Genomic DNA, 17,900 nt, shown 5'->3' with positions numbered 1-17,900 from the left:
GATCGGGAGTGACGACGATGCACGCTTGCGGGCCAGATCGCAGGAGCGTGGCGGACAGGCCGAGTGGGCGCGCGACCCGGCGCGCAGGGGGTTCGCGCCGCGCATGAACTCGATTGTCGTCACCGCGCTCAAGCGGCCCTATACGTTCGTCGTCCTGTCGATTCTCATTGTCGTGTTCGGTGTCCGGTCGATGGTCCAGACCCCGACCGACGTCTTCCCCAGCATCAAGATCCCCGTCGTCGCGATCGTCTGGACCTATACCGGCCTGATGCCGGAGGATATGTCCGGCCGCGTCGTCTATTATTACGAGCGCGCGCTGACCGCGACCGTCAATAATATCGAGCATATCGAAAGCCAGTCCTATTACGGGCGCGGCATCGTCAAGGTCTTCTTCCAGCCCGGCACCGATACCGCGGTGGCGCAGACGCAGATCACCTCCGTCTCGCAGACCGTGATCAAGCAGATGCCGGCGGGCATGACGCCGCCCCTTGTGCTGACCTACAATGCGTCTTCGGTGCCGGTGCTGACGCTCCAGGTGTCGTCGGACACCATGACGGCCTCGCAGATCTACGACATGTCGTCGAACCTGATCCGCCCCGCGCTGGTGGCGGTGGCGGGCGCCGCGATCCCCAATCCCTATGGCGGCCAGCCGGGCAATATCATGGTCGATCTCGACCAGGCGAAGCTGCTGGCGCACGGGCTCTCGGCCACCGACGTGGGCAATGCGCTGGGCAGGCAGAACATCGTGCTGCCGGCGGGCGACCAGCAGATCGGCGCCTTCGACTTCATGGTGCAGACCAACGCGACCCCGCGCGCGATCGACGAATTCAACGGGATTCCGGTCAAGCAGGTGGGCAACTCCGTCGTCTTCCTGCGTGACGTGGCATGGGTGCATCAGGGCGGCCCGCCGCAGACCAACATGGTGCTGGTCAAGGGCCATCAGGCGGTCCTGATCGTGATCATGAAGAGCGGCGACGCCTCGACCCTCGACGTGGTCAGCGGGGTGAAGGCGCTGCTGCCCGGCGTCACCGCCACCCTGCCCCCCGGCGTGCAGATCAAGGTGCTGAACGACGCCTCGACCTTCGTGAAGGAGGCGGTGCGCGACGTGGTCCAGGAAATGGGCACGGCGGCGCTGCTGACCAGCCTCGTGGTGCTGCTGTTCCTCGGCTCGTGGCGCTCCACGGTCATCATCGCCACCTCGATCCCGCTGGCCATGCTGTGCGCCATCATCGGGCTGGGCTGGGCCGGGCAGACCATCAACGTCATGACGCTGGGCGGCCTGGCGCTGGCGGTCGGCATCCTGGTCGATGACGCCACCGTCATGATCGAGAACATCGACGCGCATCTGGAAATGGACAAGGACCTGGAAACCGCGATCATCGACGCGGCGAACCAGATCGTGATCCCGACGTTCGTGTCCACCCTGTGCATCTGTATCGTCTGGATGCCGCTGTTTCAGTTGACCGGCGTTGCCGGCTGGCTGTTCATGCCCATGGCCGAGGCCATCATTTTCGCGATGATCGCCTCCTTCATCCTCTCGCGCACCCTCGTGCCGACCATGGCGAAATACATGCTGGCGGCCCAGGTCGCGGCCCATCATGCCGCCAAGGAGGGCCATGCGCCGCCGAAGGGTTTCTTCGGGCGCTTCCAGCAGGGGTTCGAGGCGCGGTTCACGTCGTTTCGCCATGGCTATCGGGAATTGCTGACGGCGCTGGTGGCCGCGCGCATGCGCTTTATCGGCACGTTCCTGGCGTTGGCGGTCGGCTCTGTCGGGCTGCTGGTGTTCGTGGGGCAGGATTTCTTCCCCGAGATCAATTCCAACGCGCTGGCAATGCACATGCGCGCGCCGCTGGGCACCAAGCTCAACGAGTCCGGCAAGATCTCGATGCTGGTCAGCGACGAGATCCATCGCCTGCTGCCGGGCGAGGTCGATGACATCGTGGCCAATTGCGGCCTGCCGTTCAGCGGCCTGAACCAGGCCTTCATCCCGACCCCCACCGTCGGCACGCAGGATTGCGACCTGACCATCACCCTGCGCGACGAGGAAGCACCGGTGGCGGCCTACCGCGATATCCTCCGCAAGGGCCTGGGCGAGCGCTTCCCCGGCACCGAAATGACCTTCATGCCGGCCGACCTGACGGCCAAGATCCTCAATTTCGGCCTACCGGCGCCGCTCGACGTGCAGATCAGCGGCCGCAACCTGGCCCAGAATTTCACCTTCGCCCAGCACCTGGCCGAGCGGCTGCGCCATGTGACGGGCGTGACCGACGTCGCGGTGCAGGAGCCGATGACGACGCCCACCCTGCGGGTGAACGCCCGGCGCTCCTACGCGCTGGGAACCGGCCTGACGGAAGCCGACATCGCCAACAACGCACTGGCGACCCTCTCCGGCAGCGGCCAGGTCTCGCCGACCTACTGGCTGGACCCCAAGACCGGGGTGTCGCATCTGGTCGATATCCAGACGCCGCTGCAATTCCTGCAGAAGCTGAACGACCTGGAGACGATTCCGATCGACCGGGGCGACGGCAACCCGCTCAGCAAGGCGCCTCAGATCCTGGGCGGCCTGAGCCAGATCATCCAGACCGGCACGCCCGGCGAGGTCTCGCACTACAACATCCTGCCGGTGTTCAATATCTACGCCACCAATAACGGGCTCGACCTGGGCGCGGTCTCGCGTGAGGTGAACCGGGTGGTGGAGGCATCGCGCCACGACCTGCCGCGCGGCTCCAGCCTGACGGTGCGTGGCCAGGCGGTGACGATGAACAGCGCCTACCGCCAGCTCGGCATCGGATTGGCGATGTCGATCCTGCTGGTGTACCTGATCATCGTCGTCAACTTCCAGTCGTGGCTGGACCCGTTCATCATCATCACCGCGCTGCCCGGCGCGCTGGCGGGCATCGCGTGGAGCCTGTTCCTGACGCACACCACGCTTTCGGTGCCGGCGCTGACCGGTGCGATCATGTGCATGGGTACCGCCACCGCCAACTCGATCCTGGTCGTCTCCTTCGCCCGCGAACGGCTGGACGTGCACGGCGATGCCATCAAGGCGGCGATCGAGGCCGGGTTCGAACGTATCCGGCCGGTGCTGATGACGGCATCGGCCATGATCATCGGCATGCTGCCGATGTCCCTGAGCAATTCGCAGAACGCGCCGCTCGGCCGGGCGGTGATGGGCGGGCTGATGGTGGCGACGGTGGCGACGCTGCTGTTCGTGCCCTCCGTCTTCGCCCTGCTGCATGGCAGGCGATCCGAACGACACCGTAGCGCCGAAGGAGAACGCGCATGAGCGCCGTGGAACAGACCCGCGGACCCAAACCGTCGGGACGCGGGAAGCTGCTGGCCGGCGTTGGCGTCATCCTTGCGGTGGTGGTGGTCGGCGGCGGGATCATCCAGCGGCAGATGCATGTCAGCGCGCTGCGCCACCAGACGGAAGATGCCGCGATCCCGCGTGTGCAGTTGATCTCGCCCGCCAAGGGGCCGAGCATCCGCACGCTGGATCTGCCGGGCAATATCTCGGCCTGGTACCTGGCGCCGATCTATGCCCAGGTCTCGGGCTATGTGCGCATGTGGTACAAGGATTTCGGCGCCGAGGTGAAGGCGGGCGACGTGCTGGCCACCATCGACACGCCGGGGCTCGATGCGCAATACGCCGCGTCGAAGGCGAATTTCGACGTGGCGATGGCACGCTACAAGCTGGCGCAGATCACGGCGAAGCGCTGGAAGGCATTGCAGGGCACGCAGGCCGTCTCGCAGCAGGAAGTCGACGTGCAGGCCGCGAATGCCGAGGCCGAGCAGGCGCAGGTGGAGGCCGCGCGGCATGAGGTGTCGCGCTATGCGGCGCTGATCGGCTTCAAGCAGATCGTCGCCCCCTTCGACGGGGTGGTCACCTCGCGCCTGGCCGATGTCGGCGATTATGTGAATGCCGGCGGCGGCGATGTCAGCGCACGCGGGAACGCGACGGAACTGTTCAGCGTGGCCGATGTGCATCGCATGCGTGTGTTCGTGTCGGTGCCGCAGGATTATGCCGACATCATCAGCCCCAAACTGACGGCCGAGGTAACGGTGCCGCAGCATCCGGGACGGGTGTACAAGGCCACGTTCCTCGCCACCGCCGCCGCATTCAACGCGACGACCCGCACGGTCACCACCGAACTGACGCTGGATAACAGCGACCGCACGCTGTGGCCGGATTCCTATGCCACCGTTCATTTCCGCGCGCCGGGCGACCCGGACATCCTGGTGATCCCGGAGGGCGCGCTGATCTTCCGTGCCGATGGCATGCAGGTGGCGCTGGTCGACGAGCATAACCGCATTCGGCTGCATAACGTGACGGTCGGGACCAATCTGGGCACGACGGTGCAGATCCGTGGCGGGCTGAAGCCCACCGACCGGGTGGTCAACAACCCCTCGGCCGGGCTGCTGGACGGGCAGGAGGTCCGCGTGGTGGATGCCACGCCGGGCTATAACGCGCAGCCGGCGGCGGCGAACGACTCGGCCCGCAGCGACGACGTCCGCGCCATGCCGAATGATCGGTCGGGCGCGGAGGAGGCGGGAGTCCGTCAATGACCCTGTCTTCTCCCGCGCGGCGATCGCGGCGCCGTTCCGCCCGTCCGCTGCGGCGCGCGGCCCGCTGGGCCGGCGGCCTGACGTTGCTGGCCAGTCTGGCCGGATGCGACATGGCGCCCGCCTACCACCCCGATCATTTCGTCTTTCCCGACAATTGGAAGGGCGAGGGTACGGTGCGCTACGCCACGCCCGACGAGGCCGCGCTACGGGGGGATTGGTGGAGCGTCTTCAACGACCCGATGCTGAACCGCCTGGAAGAGCAGGCCAATCGCGCCAATCCCGATTTGCAGGTCGCGGCCGAGACCTTCACCCAGGCGCGCGACATGGCGGCCGAGGCGCAGGCGGGCCTCTATCCGCAGGTGACCGGCGGCGCCGGCATGGCCAAATACAAGGGGTCGGCCCATCGGCTGTGGCGCGGGGCAGGGTCGACCGGCCCCGTCTACATGTCGTCGGAGCAATATAGCGGCACCGCGACGTGGGAGCCCGATTTCTGGTCGGCGATCCGCAACCGCAAGCGCATGCGCACCCAGGCGGCGCAGGAGCGCGCGGCGGATTACGCGCTGACGCGGTTGAGCACCGATGCCGAACTGGCGTCCGATTACATCGCCCTGCGCGGGCTGGACGTGCAGGACGCCGTCTATCGCGACTCGATCCGCACCTACAAACTGGCGGTGCAGATCACCCATATGCGCCAGGCCGGGGCGATCGCCGCCGGGCTGGACGTCTCGCGCGCCGAAAACCAGCTCTACGCCACTCAGGCGCAGGAGACCGACCTGCTGGCGCGCCGGGCGGTACTGGAACATGCGATCGCGGCATTGGTGGGCGTGGCGCCGGCCGCCTTCCATATCGAGCCACAGGACCAGTTGCACTTCCCCGATGTCGGGGTGCCGATGCTGCTGCCCTCGGCGTTGCTGGAGCGCCGGCCGGACGTGGCGGCCGCCGAGCGTGAGATGGCACAGGCCAACCGGGCCATCGGCGTGTCGCGCGCCGCGTTCTATCCGAACGTGTCGGTAAACGCGATGACCGGCTTCATGGATAACGGCTTCACGCTCGCCGATCTCTCGAACAGCATGTATTCCTATGCCGTGCAGGCGGCGATGCCGCTGTTCCAGGGCGGCCTGCGCCGTGCCGAATTGCAGCGCACGTGGTCGCAATACCGCCAGGCCGAGGATAATTATCGCGGCGTGGTATTGCAGGCCTTCCAGGATGTCGAGGACGGCCTGACCATGACCGGGCAGTTGCGCGCCGAACTGGCACAGCAGCACCATTCGGTGCAGGCCGCCGTCCGCACCCAGGGCATGACCATGGCGCTCTATACGGGCGGCCTGACCAACTACCTGGACGTGGTGGTGGCCCAGATCGCCGCCCTGACGGCCCGGATCGCCGAAGTGCAGGTCGAGACGCGCCGCCATCAGGCGACGGTGGCGCTGATCCGCGCGCTGGGCGGCGGATGGTCGCGGGCCCAGCTTCCCTCCGACAAGTCGGTCATGCCCTTCGCCCCCTTGCAGTACGAGGGGCTGCGCGTGCCCAAGGAAGCCGGGGGCATCGCGACGGGCAGCGGGCCGGACCAGTTGAACCTGACCGGGACCGGCCTCCGTGGGACGGGGTTGACAACCCCGGTCCAATAGGGTTAGGGACCCGCCTCTTACGGAACGCGGGAGGCCGCGCTCGCCGTCTTGCACGGTGGGCCGGCCGCAGGAACCGCGGTCCGGGTGAAACAGTCAGGAGCCCCGGATATGGCCAAAAAGATCGTTGGCTACATCAAGCTACAAATTCCCGCCGGCAAGGCGAATCCGTCCCCGCCGGTCGGTCCGGCGCTGGGTCAGCGCGGCCTGAACATCATGCAGTTCTGCAAGGAGTTCAACGCCAAGACGCAGGGCCTCGAGCCCGGCATGCCGATCCCGGTCGTCATCACCGCCTTCGCCGACCGCACCTTCACCTTCATCACCAAGACCCCGCCGAACACCTATTTTCTGATGAAGGCTGCCAACATCAAGAAGGGTAGCTCGACGGTCGGCAAGGCGGCCGCGGTCGGCAGCGTCACGATGACGCAACTGCGCGAGATCGCCGAGCAGAAGAAGCAGGACATGAATGCCAACGACATCGACGGGGCTGTGCGGATGCTGATCGGCTCCGCCCGTTCGATGGGCCTTACGGTGGTGGAGGGCTGATCCAATGGCCAAGAACAAGCGTCTGACGGCCGGCCAGGCCTCTGTTGACCGCAACAAGGCCTATGGCCTCGACGAGGCGATCGGTCTGGTGAAGCAGACCGCGACCGCCAAGTTCGACGAGACGATCGAGATCTCGCTGAACCTGGGCATCGACCCGCGTCACGCCGACCAGATGGTCCGTGGCCTGCTGTCGCTGCCGAACGGCACCGGCAAGACCCTGCGCGTGGGCGTGTTCGCCCGTGGCGCGAAGGCCGAGGAGGCCCTGGCCGCCGGTGCCGACGTGGTCGGCGCCGAGGACCTGGCCGAGAAGGTGCAGGCTGGCGAAATCGCGTTCGACCGCTGCATCGCGACGCCGGACATGATGGCCCTCGTCGGCCGCCTGGGCAAGATCCTGGGCCCGCGCGGCCTGATGCCGAACCCGAAGCTGGGCACGGTGACCATGGACGTGAAGGGTGCCGTCACGGCGGCCAAGTCCGGCCAGGTCGAGTATCGCGCCGAAAAGGCCGGTATCATTCATGCCGGTATCGGCAAGGCGTCTTTCGGCAGCGACAAGCTGGCCGAAAACATCCGCGCCTTCGTCGATGCGGTGCAGAAGGCCAAGCCGACGGGCGCCAAGGGCACCTATCTGCGCAAGGCCGCTCTGTCGTCCACGATGGGCCCCGGCGTGCGCGTCGACGTGTCCTCGTTCTCGGCGGCCTGAGCGCCAAGAGATGACGTGATGCCCGCAAGGGCATCGCGGACAGGAGGCGGGGCACTTCGGCGCCCCGTTCTTCCGAACCTGTCCATGACCGGATGTGGCTGATGCCTTGATGGACCTTCGGGTCCGCAACCGGAAGACGGGGATTGCCGGATAGGGGTGGTTATGCCGCCCGCACTGGTTGTTCCGTTGTTCACAGGACAGGCGAACCGGAGGATGGGCCGCAAGGCTTTGTCTTCCTAGGGTAAACCCGGCCTGTTGGGGCATCCCCGGCAGGTCACGACGGAGACGGGAATTGGACCGTACGGAGAAGCGGGAGTTTGTTGCCTCCCTCGCGGCCGTGTTCGCCGAGACGTCCATGGTTGTCGTAACCCGCAATGACGGGCTGACGGTGGCCGATGCGACGATTCTGCGGCAGCGCGTGCGTGCGGCTGGAGCGACTTACAAGGTCGCGAAGAACCGGCTGGCCAACCTCGCCCTGGCAGGGACCCGATTCGAAGGCATTTCGCCGCTGCTGAAGGGGCCGACCGCGATTTCGTGGTCTGCCGATCCTGTGGCCGTGGCCAAGGTGCTTGTCGAGTTCGCCAAGACCAACGAAAAGCTCGTTCTGCTCGGTGGAGCGCTCGGCACCCAGACATTGAATGTCGATGGGGTCAAGGCGCTGGCCGAACTGCCGTCCCTGGATACGCTCCGGGCGCAGCTGGTGGGGATGATCTCCACGCCGGCCACGCGCATCGCGGGTGTTCTCCAGGCGCCGGCCGGACAGCTTGCGCGGGTTTTCGGCGCCTACGCCAAGAAGGACGAGGCTGCCTGAGCCATCTGCGCCCCGCATGCGCGGGGTGAGGAAATTTGCACAGTCTCGTGAAATCGGGATTGTGTTGCGCCAATCAGTATATACATTAGGAAGACCAAATCATGGCCGATCTGACCAAACTCGTTGACGAGCTGTCCGCCCTCACGGTTCTCGAGGCCGCCGAGCTCTCGAAGCTGCTGGAAGAGAAGTGGGGCGTTTCCGCCGCCGCTCCGGTTGCCGTTGCCGCCGCGCCGGCCGCTGCCGCCGCTGCCCCGGCTGAAGAGCAGACCGAGTTCACTGTTGTCCTGGCCAAGGCCGGCGACAAGAAGATCAACGTCATCAAGGAAATCCGTGGCATCACCGGCCTGGGCCTGAAGGAAGCCAAGGACCTGGTCGAGGGTGCGCCGAAGACCGTGAAGGAAGGCGTGAACAAGGACGAAGCCGAGAAGATCAAGAAGGTTCTTGAAGAGAACGGCGCGACCGTCGAAGTGAAGTAATCTGCCGGGTGTTGGCGGCCCTCGGGCTGCCTCTCCTGCTTGATGCCAGGTGAGGGCGGGAAACCGGAAGGTGCCCGCCCCCTTGGCCGTTCTGGCGCCCTGACCGCAAGGTCTCGGGCGCCTTCGGCGGTAGAAGGCCCATCTTTCGGGGTGGGCGGGGGTGCCGGATTCGGTGCCCAGGCATGGATGGTTTGTGATGATCCGCTTTCGGTCGCCGTGGCTCCGGGTTCCGGGCGCGGAAAGGTCCGGGTCGTCGGGGATGGGGGCAGGATAGACGATGAACGCCATTACGAAATCGTTCACGGGACGCAAGCGCATCCGCAAGAGCTTCGGGCGGATACCCGAAATTGCTCCGATGCCCAATCTGATCGACGTGCAGCGCGCCAGCTACGAGGCGTTCCTGCAGATGAACGTGTCGCCCGACAGCCGGACGCAGACCGGCCTGCAGGAAGTGTTCCGTTCGGTTTTCCCGATCAATGATTTCGCCGGGCGCGGTCGCCTGGAGTTCGTGCATTACGAGCTCGAAGAGCCGAAATATGATGTCGAGGAATGCATCCAGCGCGGTCTGACCTTCGCGGCGCCGCTGAAGGTGGTGCTGCGTCTGATCGTGTGGGATGTCGACGAGGACACGGGCTCGCGCTCGATCCGCGACATCAAGGAACAGCCCGTCTATATGGGCGACATGCCGCTGATGACGGATAACGGCACCTTCATCATCAACGGGACCGAGCGCGTCATCGTCAGCCAGATGCACCGCAGCCCCGGCGTGTTCTTCGATCACGACAAGGGCAAGACCCATTCGTCGGGCAAGTTCCTGTTCGCCGCCCGCGTCATCCCCTATCGCGGCTCGTGGCTCGATTTCGAGTTCGACAGCAAGGACCTGATCTACGTCCGCATCGACCGCAAGCGGAAGCTGCCGGTCACGACGCTGCTGTACGCCCTGGAAGGCGAGGCCTCGGCCGCCGCCCGCGCCGCGAAGGCCGCCGAGGGTGGCGATGTCGAGGCGATGGAGATCCGCGGCATGGATGCCGACGAGATCCTGGGCTATTTCTACAATCAGGTCGTCTTCACCAAGACCCCGAAGGGCTGGGCCCGTCCGTTCGACGCCGAGTCGTTCCGTGGCATGAAGCTGCTGGAGCCGCTGGTGGACGCGCAGAGCGGCGACGTGGTGGCCGAGGCCGACGCCAAGCTGACCGCCCGCATGGTGCGCAAGATCGCCGAGACGACCAAGGAAGTGCTGGTCGGCGCGGCCGGCCTGGTCGGCCGTTACGTGGCGCATGACCTGGTCAATCCCGAGACGGGCGAGATCTACGCCGAGGCCGGCGAGGAACTGACCGAGGCGCGTCTGGAGGCGCTGGAGGAGGCGGGCGTCGATTGTCTGCCGACGCTGGCGGTCGATGCGGCGAACGGCCCGTGGATCCGCAATACGCTGGCGGTGGACAAGAACGGCTCGCGCGACGACGCGCTGACCGACATCTATCGCGTGATGCGCCCTGGCGAGCCGCCGACCCCGGAAACCGCCGAGGCCATGTTCTCGGGCCTGTTCTTCGATGCGGACCGCTACGACCTGTCGGCGGTCGGCCGCGTGAAGATGAACATGCGCCTGGGGCTGGACGCGCCGGACACGATGCGCGTGCTGCGCAAGGAAGACATCCTGCGCACCGTCAAGATCATGTGCGAGCTGAAGGACGGCCGCGGCGCGATCGACGACATCGACAATCTGGGCAACCGTCGCGTCCGCTCGGTCGGCGAGCTGATGGAAAACCAGTATCGCGTCGGCCTGCTGCGCATGGAGCGCGCAATCCGCGAGCGCATGGGTTCGGTCGATATCGACACCGTGATGCCGCATGATTTGATCAACGCCAAGCCGGCGGCGGCGGCGGTGCGCGAGTTCTTCGGCTCGTCGCAGCTCAGCCAGTTCATGGACCAGACCAACCCGCTCTCCGAAGTGACGCACAAGCGCCGCCTCTCGGCGCTTGGCCCGGGCGGCCTGACCCGTGAGCGCGCGGGCTTCGAGGTCCGTGACGTCCATCCGACCCATTACGGCCGCATCTGCCCGATCGAGACGCCGGAAGGCCCGAACATCGGCCTGATCAACTCGCTGGCGACCTACGCCAAGGTCAACAAGTACGGCTTCATCGAGACCCCGTATCGCCTGGTGCGTGACGGCGTGCTGCAGGACGGCTGGAAATACCTCTCCGCCATGGAAGAGGAAAAGCTGATCGTCGCCCAGGCCGACGCCAAGCAGGATCTGGAAGGCCGCCTGACCGACGAGCTGGTCTCGGTGCGCCGTGGCGGTGACTTCCGTCTGGTGAAGCCGGAAGAAGTGACGGCCTGCGACGTGTCGCCCAAGCAGCTTGTCTCGGTCGCCGCCGCGCTGATCCCGTTCCTCGAGAACGATGACGCCAACCGCGCGCTGATGGGCTCGAACATGCAGCGTCAGGCGGTGCCGCTGGTCCGCTCCGACGCGCCGCTGGTCGGCACGGGCATGGAAGCGGCCGTGGCGCACGATTCGGGCGCGACGATCGTAGCCAGGCGCAGCGGCGTGATCGACCAGATCGACGGCGCGCGCATCGTGGTCCGTGCCACTGATGCGGCCGGGGCGACCCAGGGCGTCGATATCTACCGTCTGCGTAAATATATGCGCTCGAACCAGTCGACCTGCATCAACCAGCGTCCGCTGGTGCGCGTGGGCGACCAGGTGCTGGCCGGCGACATCATCGCCGACGGCCCCTCGACCGAACTGGGCGAACTGGCGCTGGGCCGGAACGTGTTGGTCGCGTTCATGCCGTGGAACGGGTACAATTTCGAAGATTCGATCCTGATCTCCGAGCGGATCGCCCGCGATGACGTCTTCACCTCGATCCATATCGAGGAATTCGAGGTCATGGCCCGCGATACCAAGCTGGGCCAGGAGGAAATCACCCGCGACATTCCCAATGTCGGCGAGGAAGCCCTGCGCAACCTCGACGAGGCGGGCATCGTCTATGTCGGCGCCGAGGTGAATCCGGGCGACATTCTGGTCGGCAAGGTGACGCCGAAGGGCGAAAGCCCGATGACGCCGGAAGAGAAGCTGCTGCGCGCCATCTTCGGCGAAAAGGCGTCGGATGTCCGCGATACGTCGCTGAAGCTGCCGCCCGGCACCACCGGCACGATCGTCGATGTGCGCGTCTTCTCGCGTCGCGGTGTCGACAAGGACGAGCGCGCGATGGCGATCGAGCGCGCCGAGATCGAGCGTCTGGCCAAGGACCGCGACGACGAGCGCGCGATCCAGGAGCGGTCGTTCTACAACCGGTTGCGCGAGCGTCTGGTGGGCCAGGTCTCGGGCACGGGCTTCAAGGGCATCCGTTCGGGCACCGAGATCACCGAAGAGGTGCTGGCCGAGCATCCGCGCGGTGCATGGCGCAACATCACCGTCGTCTCCGATCCGGTGATGGTCGAGCTGGAAGTGCTGCGGCGCGAGTTCGATGCCGCCGTGGCCCGCATCCAGGCGCGCTTCGAAAGCAAGGTCGAGAAGCTGCAGCGCGGTGACGAGCTGCCGCCCGGCGTGATGAAGATGGTCAAGGTGTTCGTCGCAGTGAAGCGCAAGCTGCAGCCGGGCGACAAGATGGCCGGCCGCCATGGCAACAAGGGTGTGGTCTCGCGCGTCGTGCCGGTGGAAGACATGCCGTTCCTCGAGGACGGCACGCCGGTCGATCTGGTGCTGAACCCGCTGGGCGTGCCCTCGCGCATGAATGTCGGGCAGATCCTGGAGACCCATCTGGGCTGGGCCTGCGCCAATATCGGCAAGGGAATCGGCGGGCTGGTGGACGAATACCAGCGCACCGGCGAGAAGAAGCAGGAACTGCTGGACCGTCTGAAGACCGTCTATGGCGACAAGGTGTATGACGATTCCATCGTTACCCTGCCCAACGAGCAGCTGGTGGAACTGGCCAACAACCTGCGCAAGGGCGTGCCGATCGCAACGCCGGTGTTCGACGGTGCGTCGATCCCCGATATCGAGGCGATGCTGACCTATGCCGGCGTCAACAAGTCGGGCCAGTCGCAGCTGATCGATGGACGCACGGGCGAGAAGTTCGAGCGTCTGACCACGGTGGGCTACATCTACATGCTGAAGCTGCATCACCTGGTCGACGACAAGATCCATGCCCGCTCGATCGGCCCGTATTCGCTGGTCACGCAGCAGCCTCTGGGCGGCAAGGCCCAGTTCGGCGGCCAGCGCTTCGGCGAAATGGAGGTCTGGGCGCTGGAAGCCTACGGCGCGGCCTACACGCTGCAGGAAATGCTGACGGTGAAGTCGGACGACGTGTCCGGCCGCACCAAGGTCTACGAAGCGATCGTGCGCGAGCAGGACGATTTCGAGGCCGGTATTCCCGAGAGCTTCAACGTTCTGATCAAGGAACTGAAGTCGCTCGGCCTGAACGTGGATCTGGAGCAGAGTGGGGACTGACGCCGCCGTCAGTCACACCATTCCGTCTCTATCTGTTCTTTTTTCATGGATGGTTGCGGCCCGGTGGGTCGCAGCCATTCATTTCCCCCAGGGGGTTTGCGGCGCATGAACGAACTCATGAAGATCCTGGGCCAGACTGGCCAGACCACGGTCTTCGACCAGATCAAGATCCAGCTCGCCTCGTCCGAGCAGATCCGGTCCTGGTCGTATGGCGAGATCAAGAAGCCCGAGACCATCAACTACCGGACCTTCAAGCCCGAGCGCGACGGCCTGTTCTGCGCGCGCATCTTCGGGCCGATCAAGGACTACGAGTGCCTGTGCGGCAAGTACAAGCGCATGAAGTTCCGCGGCATCATCTGCGAGAAGTGCGGCGTTGAAGTCACGCTGGCCAAGGTCCGCCGCGAGCGGATGGGCCATATCGAGCTGGCCAGCCCGGTCGCGCATATCTGGTTCCTGAAGTCGCTGCCCAGCCGCATCGGCCTGATGGTCGACATGACGCTGAAGGATCTGGAGAAGATCCTGTATTTCGAAAGCTACGTGGTGCTGGAGCCCGGCACCTCGCCGCTCAAGCAGTACAGCCTGCTGAACGAAGACCAGTATCTCGACGTCATGGACGAGCATGGCGAGGAAGGGATCGAGGTCGGAATCGGCGCCGAGGCCATCAAGAAGGTCCTGGAGCGGATCGACTGCAAGGCGGACAAGGAGCGCCTGCGCCAGGAGCTGAAGGACACGACGTCCGAGGCCAAGCGCAAGAAGCTGGTCAAGCGCCTGAAGCTGATCGAGGCGTTCGCCGAGAGCGAATCGCGCCCCGAGTGGATGATCATGGACCTGATTCCGGTGATCCCGCCGGAGCTGCGTCCGCTGGTCCCGCTCGATGGCGGCCGGTTCGCGACCTCCGACCTGAACGACCTGTATCGCCGCGTCATCAACCGCAACAACCGTCTGAAGCGGCTGATCGAGCTGCGCGCGCCGGACATCATCGTGCGCAACGAAAAGCGCATGCTGCAGGAATCGGTCGATGCGCTGTTCGATAACGGCCGTCGGGGCCGTGCGATCACGGGGGCGAACAAGCGGCCGCTGAAGTCGCTGTCCGACATGCTCAAGGGCAAGCAGGGCCGCTTCCGCCAGAACCTGCTGGGCAAGCGCGTCGATTATTCGGGCCGTTCGGTGATCGTGGTCGGGCCGGAGTTGAAGCTCCATCAGTGCGGCCTGCCCAAGAAGATGGCGCTGGAGCTGTTCAAGCCGTTCATCTACTCGAAGCTCGAGAAATACGGTCACGCCACCACCATCAAGGCCGCGAAGCGGATGGTGGAGAAGGAGCGTCCCGAGGTGTGGGACATCCTCGAGGAGGTGATCCGCGAGCATCCGGTGATGCTGAACCGTGCGCCGACGCTGCATCGCCTGGGCATCCAGGCGTTCGAGCCGGTGCTGATCGAAGGCAAGGCGATCCAGCTTCACCCGCTGGTCTGCACCGCCTTCAACGCGGATTTCGACGGCGACCAGATGGCCGTGCACGTCCCGCTGAGCCTCGAGGCGCAGCTGGAAGCGCGCGTGCTGATGATGTCGACCAACAACATCCTCAGCCCCGCCAACGGCAAGCCGATCATCGTGCCGTCGCAGGATATCGTGCTGGGGCTGTATTATCTCAGCCTCGAGACGCCCGAATTCCGCGTCACGCCTGATCGCAACGAGTACGACGCCGAAGGCCGGATCACGGTGCAGGGCGCGTCGTCCTTCGCCACGGTCGGCGAGGTCGAGTACGCCCTGTCGGCCGGCGCCATCAAGCTGCATGACAAGATCGTCGCGCGCTACGAGACGGTCGATGCCGATGGCAAGCCGGTGCGCCAGACCGTGATCACCACGCCGGGCCGCATGCTGATCGCGCAGATCCTGCCGCGCCATGCGGCGATTCCCTTCGCGCTGATCAACAAGCAGCTGACGAAGAAGAACGTGTCGGACGTGATCGACGCGGTCTATCGCCACTGCGGCCAGAAGGAAGCGGTGATCTTCTGCGACCGGATGATGGGGCTGGGCTTCCGTCACGCGGCCAAGGCCGGCATCTCGTTCGGCAAGGATGACATGATCATCCCGGCCGAGAAGAAGGAGCTGGTCGATCGTACCGCCACCGAAGTGAAGGAGTTCGAGCAGCAGTATCAGGACGGCCTGATCACCGCTGGCGAGCGCTACAACAAGGTGGTCGATGCCTGGTCGCGCTGCACCGACGAGGTGCAGGCCGCGATGATGAAGGAGATCTCGCGCCAGGAGGTCGGCAAGGTCACGAACTCGGTGTGGATGATGAGCCACTCCGGTGCCCGTGGGTCGCCGGCCCAGATGAAGCAGCTGGCCGGCATGCGCGGCCTGATGGCCAAGCCGTCGGGCGAGATCATCGAGCAGCCGATCATCGCCAACTTCAAGGAAGGCCTGTCGGTTCTCGATTACTTCACCTCGACCCACGGCGCCCGCAAGGGCCTGGCGGACACCGCGCTGAAGACTGCGAACTCGGGCTACCTGACGCGCCGTCTGGTCGACGTGGCGCAGGATTGCATCATCGTCGAGGAAGATTGCGCCTCCGAGCGCGGCCTGACCGTGCGTGCGGTGATGGATGGCGGCGAGGTCGTCTCGTCGCTGTCCGAGCGGATCCTGGGCCGCACGGTCGCGGCCGACGTGCTGGACCCGGCGACGGGCGAGGTGCTGGTCAAGCGCGACCTGCTGATCGACGAGGCCCTGGCCGAGAAGATCGAGAAGGCCGGCGTGGAGAGCATGCTGATCCGTTCGGTGCTGACCTGCGAGAGCCGGGTCGGCGTCTGCGGCCTGTGCTACGGGCGCGATCTGGCGCGCGGCACGCCGGTGAACATCGGCGAGGCGGTCGGCGTGATCGCCGCCCAGTCGATCGGCGAGCCGGGCACCCAGCTGACCATGCGTACCTTCCATATCGGCGGTGCGGCGCAGCGTGGCGCCGAGCAGTCGATGGTCGAGGCGTCGCGTGACGGGCAGGTGACGATCAACAACCGCAACGTGGTCCATAACAGCCAGAACGTGCCGATCGTGATGTCGCGTAACTGCGAGATCGTGCTGACGGACGAGAAGGGGGTCGAGCGTGCCCGCTTCCGCGTGCCTTACGGCGCGCGCCTGCTGGTGGAAGAGGGCGCCACGGTCACACGCGCCCAGAAGCTGGCCGAGTGGGATCCGTACACCCTGCCGATCATCACCGAGCAGTCGGGAACGGTCGAGTATCTGGACCTGATCGATTCCATCACGCTCGTCGAGCGGATGGACGAGGTGACGGGCCTGACCTCGAAGGTGGTCGTCGACTACAAGCAGGCGGCCAAGGGGGTCGACCTGCGTCCGCGCCTGCAGCTCAAGGATGCGAACGGCAACGTCATCAAGCTGTCCAACGGCAACGACGCCCGCTACTTCCTCTCGCCCGATTCGCTGCTGTCGGTCGAGAACGGGGCGCAGGTCAGCGCCGGTGACGTGCTGGCCCGTATCCCGCGCGAGGGTTCGAAGACCCGTGACATCACGGGTGGTCTGCCCCGCGTCGCCGAACTGTTCGAGGCACGGCGTCCGAAGGACCATGCGATCATTTCCGAGACCGACGGCCGCGTCGAGTTCGGCAAGGATTACAAGGCCAAGCGCCGGGTCATCGTGAAGAACGACGAGACGGGCGAGGAGACCGACTACCTGATCCCGAAGGGCAAGCACGTCTCGGTCCAGGAAGGCGACTTCGTCCGCGTGGGCGATCCGCTGGTCGACGGTCCGCGCGTGCCGCATGACATCCTGAAGGTGCTGGGTGTCGAGGCACTGTCGGACTATCTGGTGAACGAGATCCAGGACGTCTATCGACTGCAGGGCGTGAAGATCAACGACAAGCACATCGAGGTGATCGTTCGCCAGATGCTGCAGAAGGTCGAGATCCTCGAGCCCGGCGACACGACCTACCTGGTCGGCGAGACGGTGGACCGGATCGAGTACGAGACCGAGAACACCAAGCGCCTGAACATGGGCGAGCGCCCGGCCGCGGCCATGCCTGTGCTCCAGGGCATCACCAAGGCCTCGTTGCAGACCCAGTCCTTCATCTCGGCGGCATCGTTCCAGGAGACGACTCGTGTCCTGACCGAGGCCGCCACGGCCGGCAAGCGCGACACGCTGAACGGCCTGAAGGAAAACGTGATCGTCGGGCGCCTGATCCCGGCGGGCACGGGCAGCGTGATGAACAAGCTGCGGGCGATCGCGGCTGGGCAGGACCGCCAGCGCCTCGCGCAGGGCCGTCCGGTGGTCACCAAGGCCGGCTGAGCGCGTCTCGGCAGGTGTCTGCCGCCCTTGTGAAGGGGCGGGTTGTGGAAGGGGCCGGGTGGCAACACCCGGCCCCTTTCCTATGGGGCTCAGGTCCTGTATCTGATGACCGACCGGATCGTGCCGAATCGGATGATTGGCACGGTCGGGATGCGTGACGATCGCGCGACGGCGGGCCTGCCGTGACTGCATGCCCGCCATCGCCGGCCCGCCGAGATAATTCGGCGGGAATCGGCCGCGAATCCTGAGGTAACACTTGACTCAAGGGCAGGGGCTTCGTAGGTTCCGCGCCCTCGGCTAGCCCCGTCTCGCATGACGTCGTTGGCCGTCGAATGCAGCATGCAGGCATGCGGTGCCGTGGTCCGGAAGGGCCGCCAAGGCCGGATGTAAATATGATGCCCAGGCGAATGATTCTCATTCGGTGGGATTTTGT

General features: G+C 65.6%; 9 protein-coding genes. All 9 read left to right on the top strand.

Annotation, left to right across the window (positions count from 1 at the left end):
- Nucleotides 1-103: 103 nt before the first annotated feature.
- The 9 genes from ACMAUO_RS05280 (at nt 104) to rpoC (ending at nt 17,467) form a co-directional block, all read left to right on the top strand.
- Complete coding sequence (locus ACMAUO_RS05280; RefSeq protein WP_420357205.1) at nt 104-3,286, top strand: efflux RND transporter permease subunit; 3,183 nt, start codon at nt 104-106, stop codon at nt 3,284-3,286.
- Entirely contained in the window at nt 3,283-4,566 is a 1,284-nt protein-coding gene (locus tag ACMAUO_RS05275) for an efflux RND transporter periplasmic adaptor subunit (protein WP_420355895.1), read from the top strand. Before ACMAUO_RS05280 ends, ACMAUO_RS05275 begins: the two co-directional genes overlap by 4 nt.
- On the top strand, nt 4,563-6,194 hold the full coding sequence (locus ACMAUO_RS05270) for an efflux transporter outer membrane subunit (RefSeq protein ID WP_420355894.1): 1,632 nt from the start codon (nt 4,563-4,565) through the stop codon (nt 6,192-6,194). Before ACMAUO_RS05275 ends, ACMAUO_RS05270 begins: the two co-directional genes overlap by 4 nt.
- Before the next feature lie 108 nt (nt 6,195-6,302).
- Nucleotides 6,303-6,737, top strand: coding sequence for a 50S ribosomal protein L11 (gene rplK, locus ACMAUO_RS05265; protein ID WP_114727481.1), 435 nt, complete (start codon nt 6,303-6,305; stop codon nt 6,735-6,737).
- A 4-nt stretch (nt 6,738-6,741) separates the two neighbouring features.
- On the top strand, nt 6,742-7,437 hold the full coding sequence (rplA, locus tag ACMAUO_RS05260) for a 50S ribosomal protein L1 (RefSeq protein WP_182973379.1): 696 nt from the start codon (nt 6,742-6,744) through the stop codon (nt 7,435-7,437).
- Nucleotides 7,438-7,729: 292 nt separating this feature from the next.
- Entirely contained in the window at nt 7,730-8,248 is a 519-nt protein-coding gene (gene rplJ, locus ACMAUO_RS05255; protein WP_182949581.1) for a 50S ribosomal protein L10, read from the top strand.
- A gap of 101 nt (nt 8,249-8,349) precedes the next feature.
- Nucleotides 8,350-8,724, top strand: a complete 375-nt coding sequence (gene rplL / locus ACMAUO_RS05250; protein WP_114727484.1) for a 50S ribosomal protein L7/L12 — start codon at nt 8,350-8,352, stop codon at nt 8,722-8,724.
- 277 nt (nt 8,725-9,001) lie between these two features.
- Nucleotides 9,002-13,174, top strand: coding sequence for a DNA-directed RNA polymerase subunit beta (gene rpoB, locus ACMAUO_RS05245; RefSeq protein WP_420355893.1), 4,173 nt, complete (start codon nt 9,002-9,004; stop codon nt 13,172-13,174).
- A 105-nt stretch (nt 13,175-13,279) separates the two neighbouring features.
- The gene (gene rpoC, locus ACMAUO_RS05240; protein ID WP_420355892.1) at nt 13,280-17,467 is read left to right on the top strand and encodes a DNA-directed RNA polymerase subunit beta'; all 4,188 of its coding nucleotides are present in this window, start codon (nt 13,280-13,282) and stop codon (nt 17,465-17,467) included.
- Nucleotides 17,468-17,900 lie beyond the last annotated feature (433 nt).

The sequence above is a fragment of the Gluconacetobacter brunescens genome (assembly GCF_048695475.1).
Classification (GTDB): Bacteria; Pseudomonadota; Alphaproteobacteria; order Acetobacterales; family Acetobacteraceae; genus Gluconacetobacter.
Note: the sequence above shows the minus strand (reverse complement) of the source record. Positions and strands in the feature narration are given on the sequence as shown.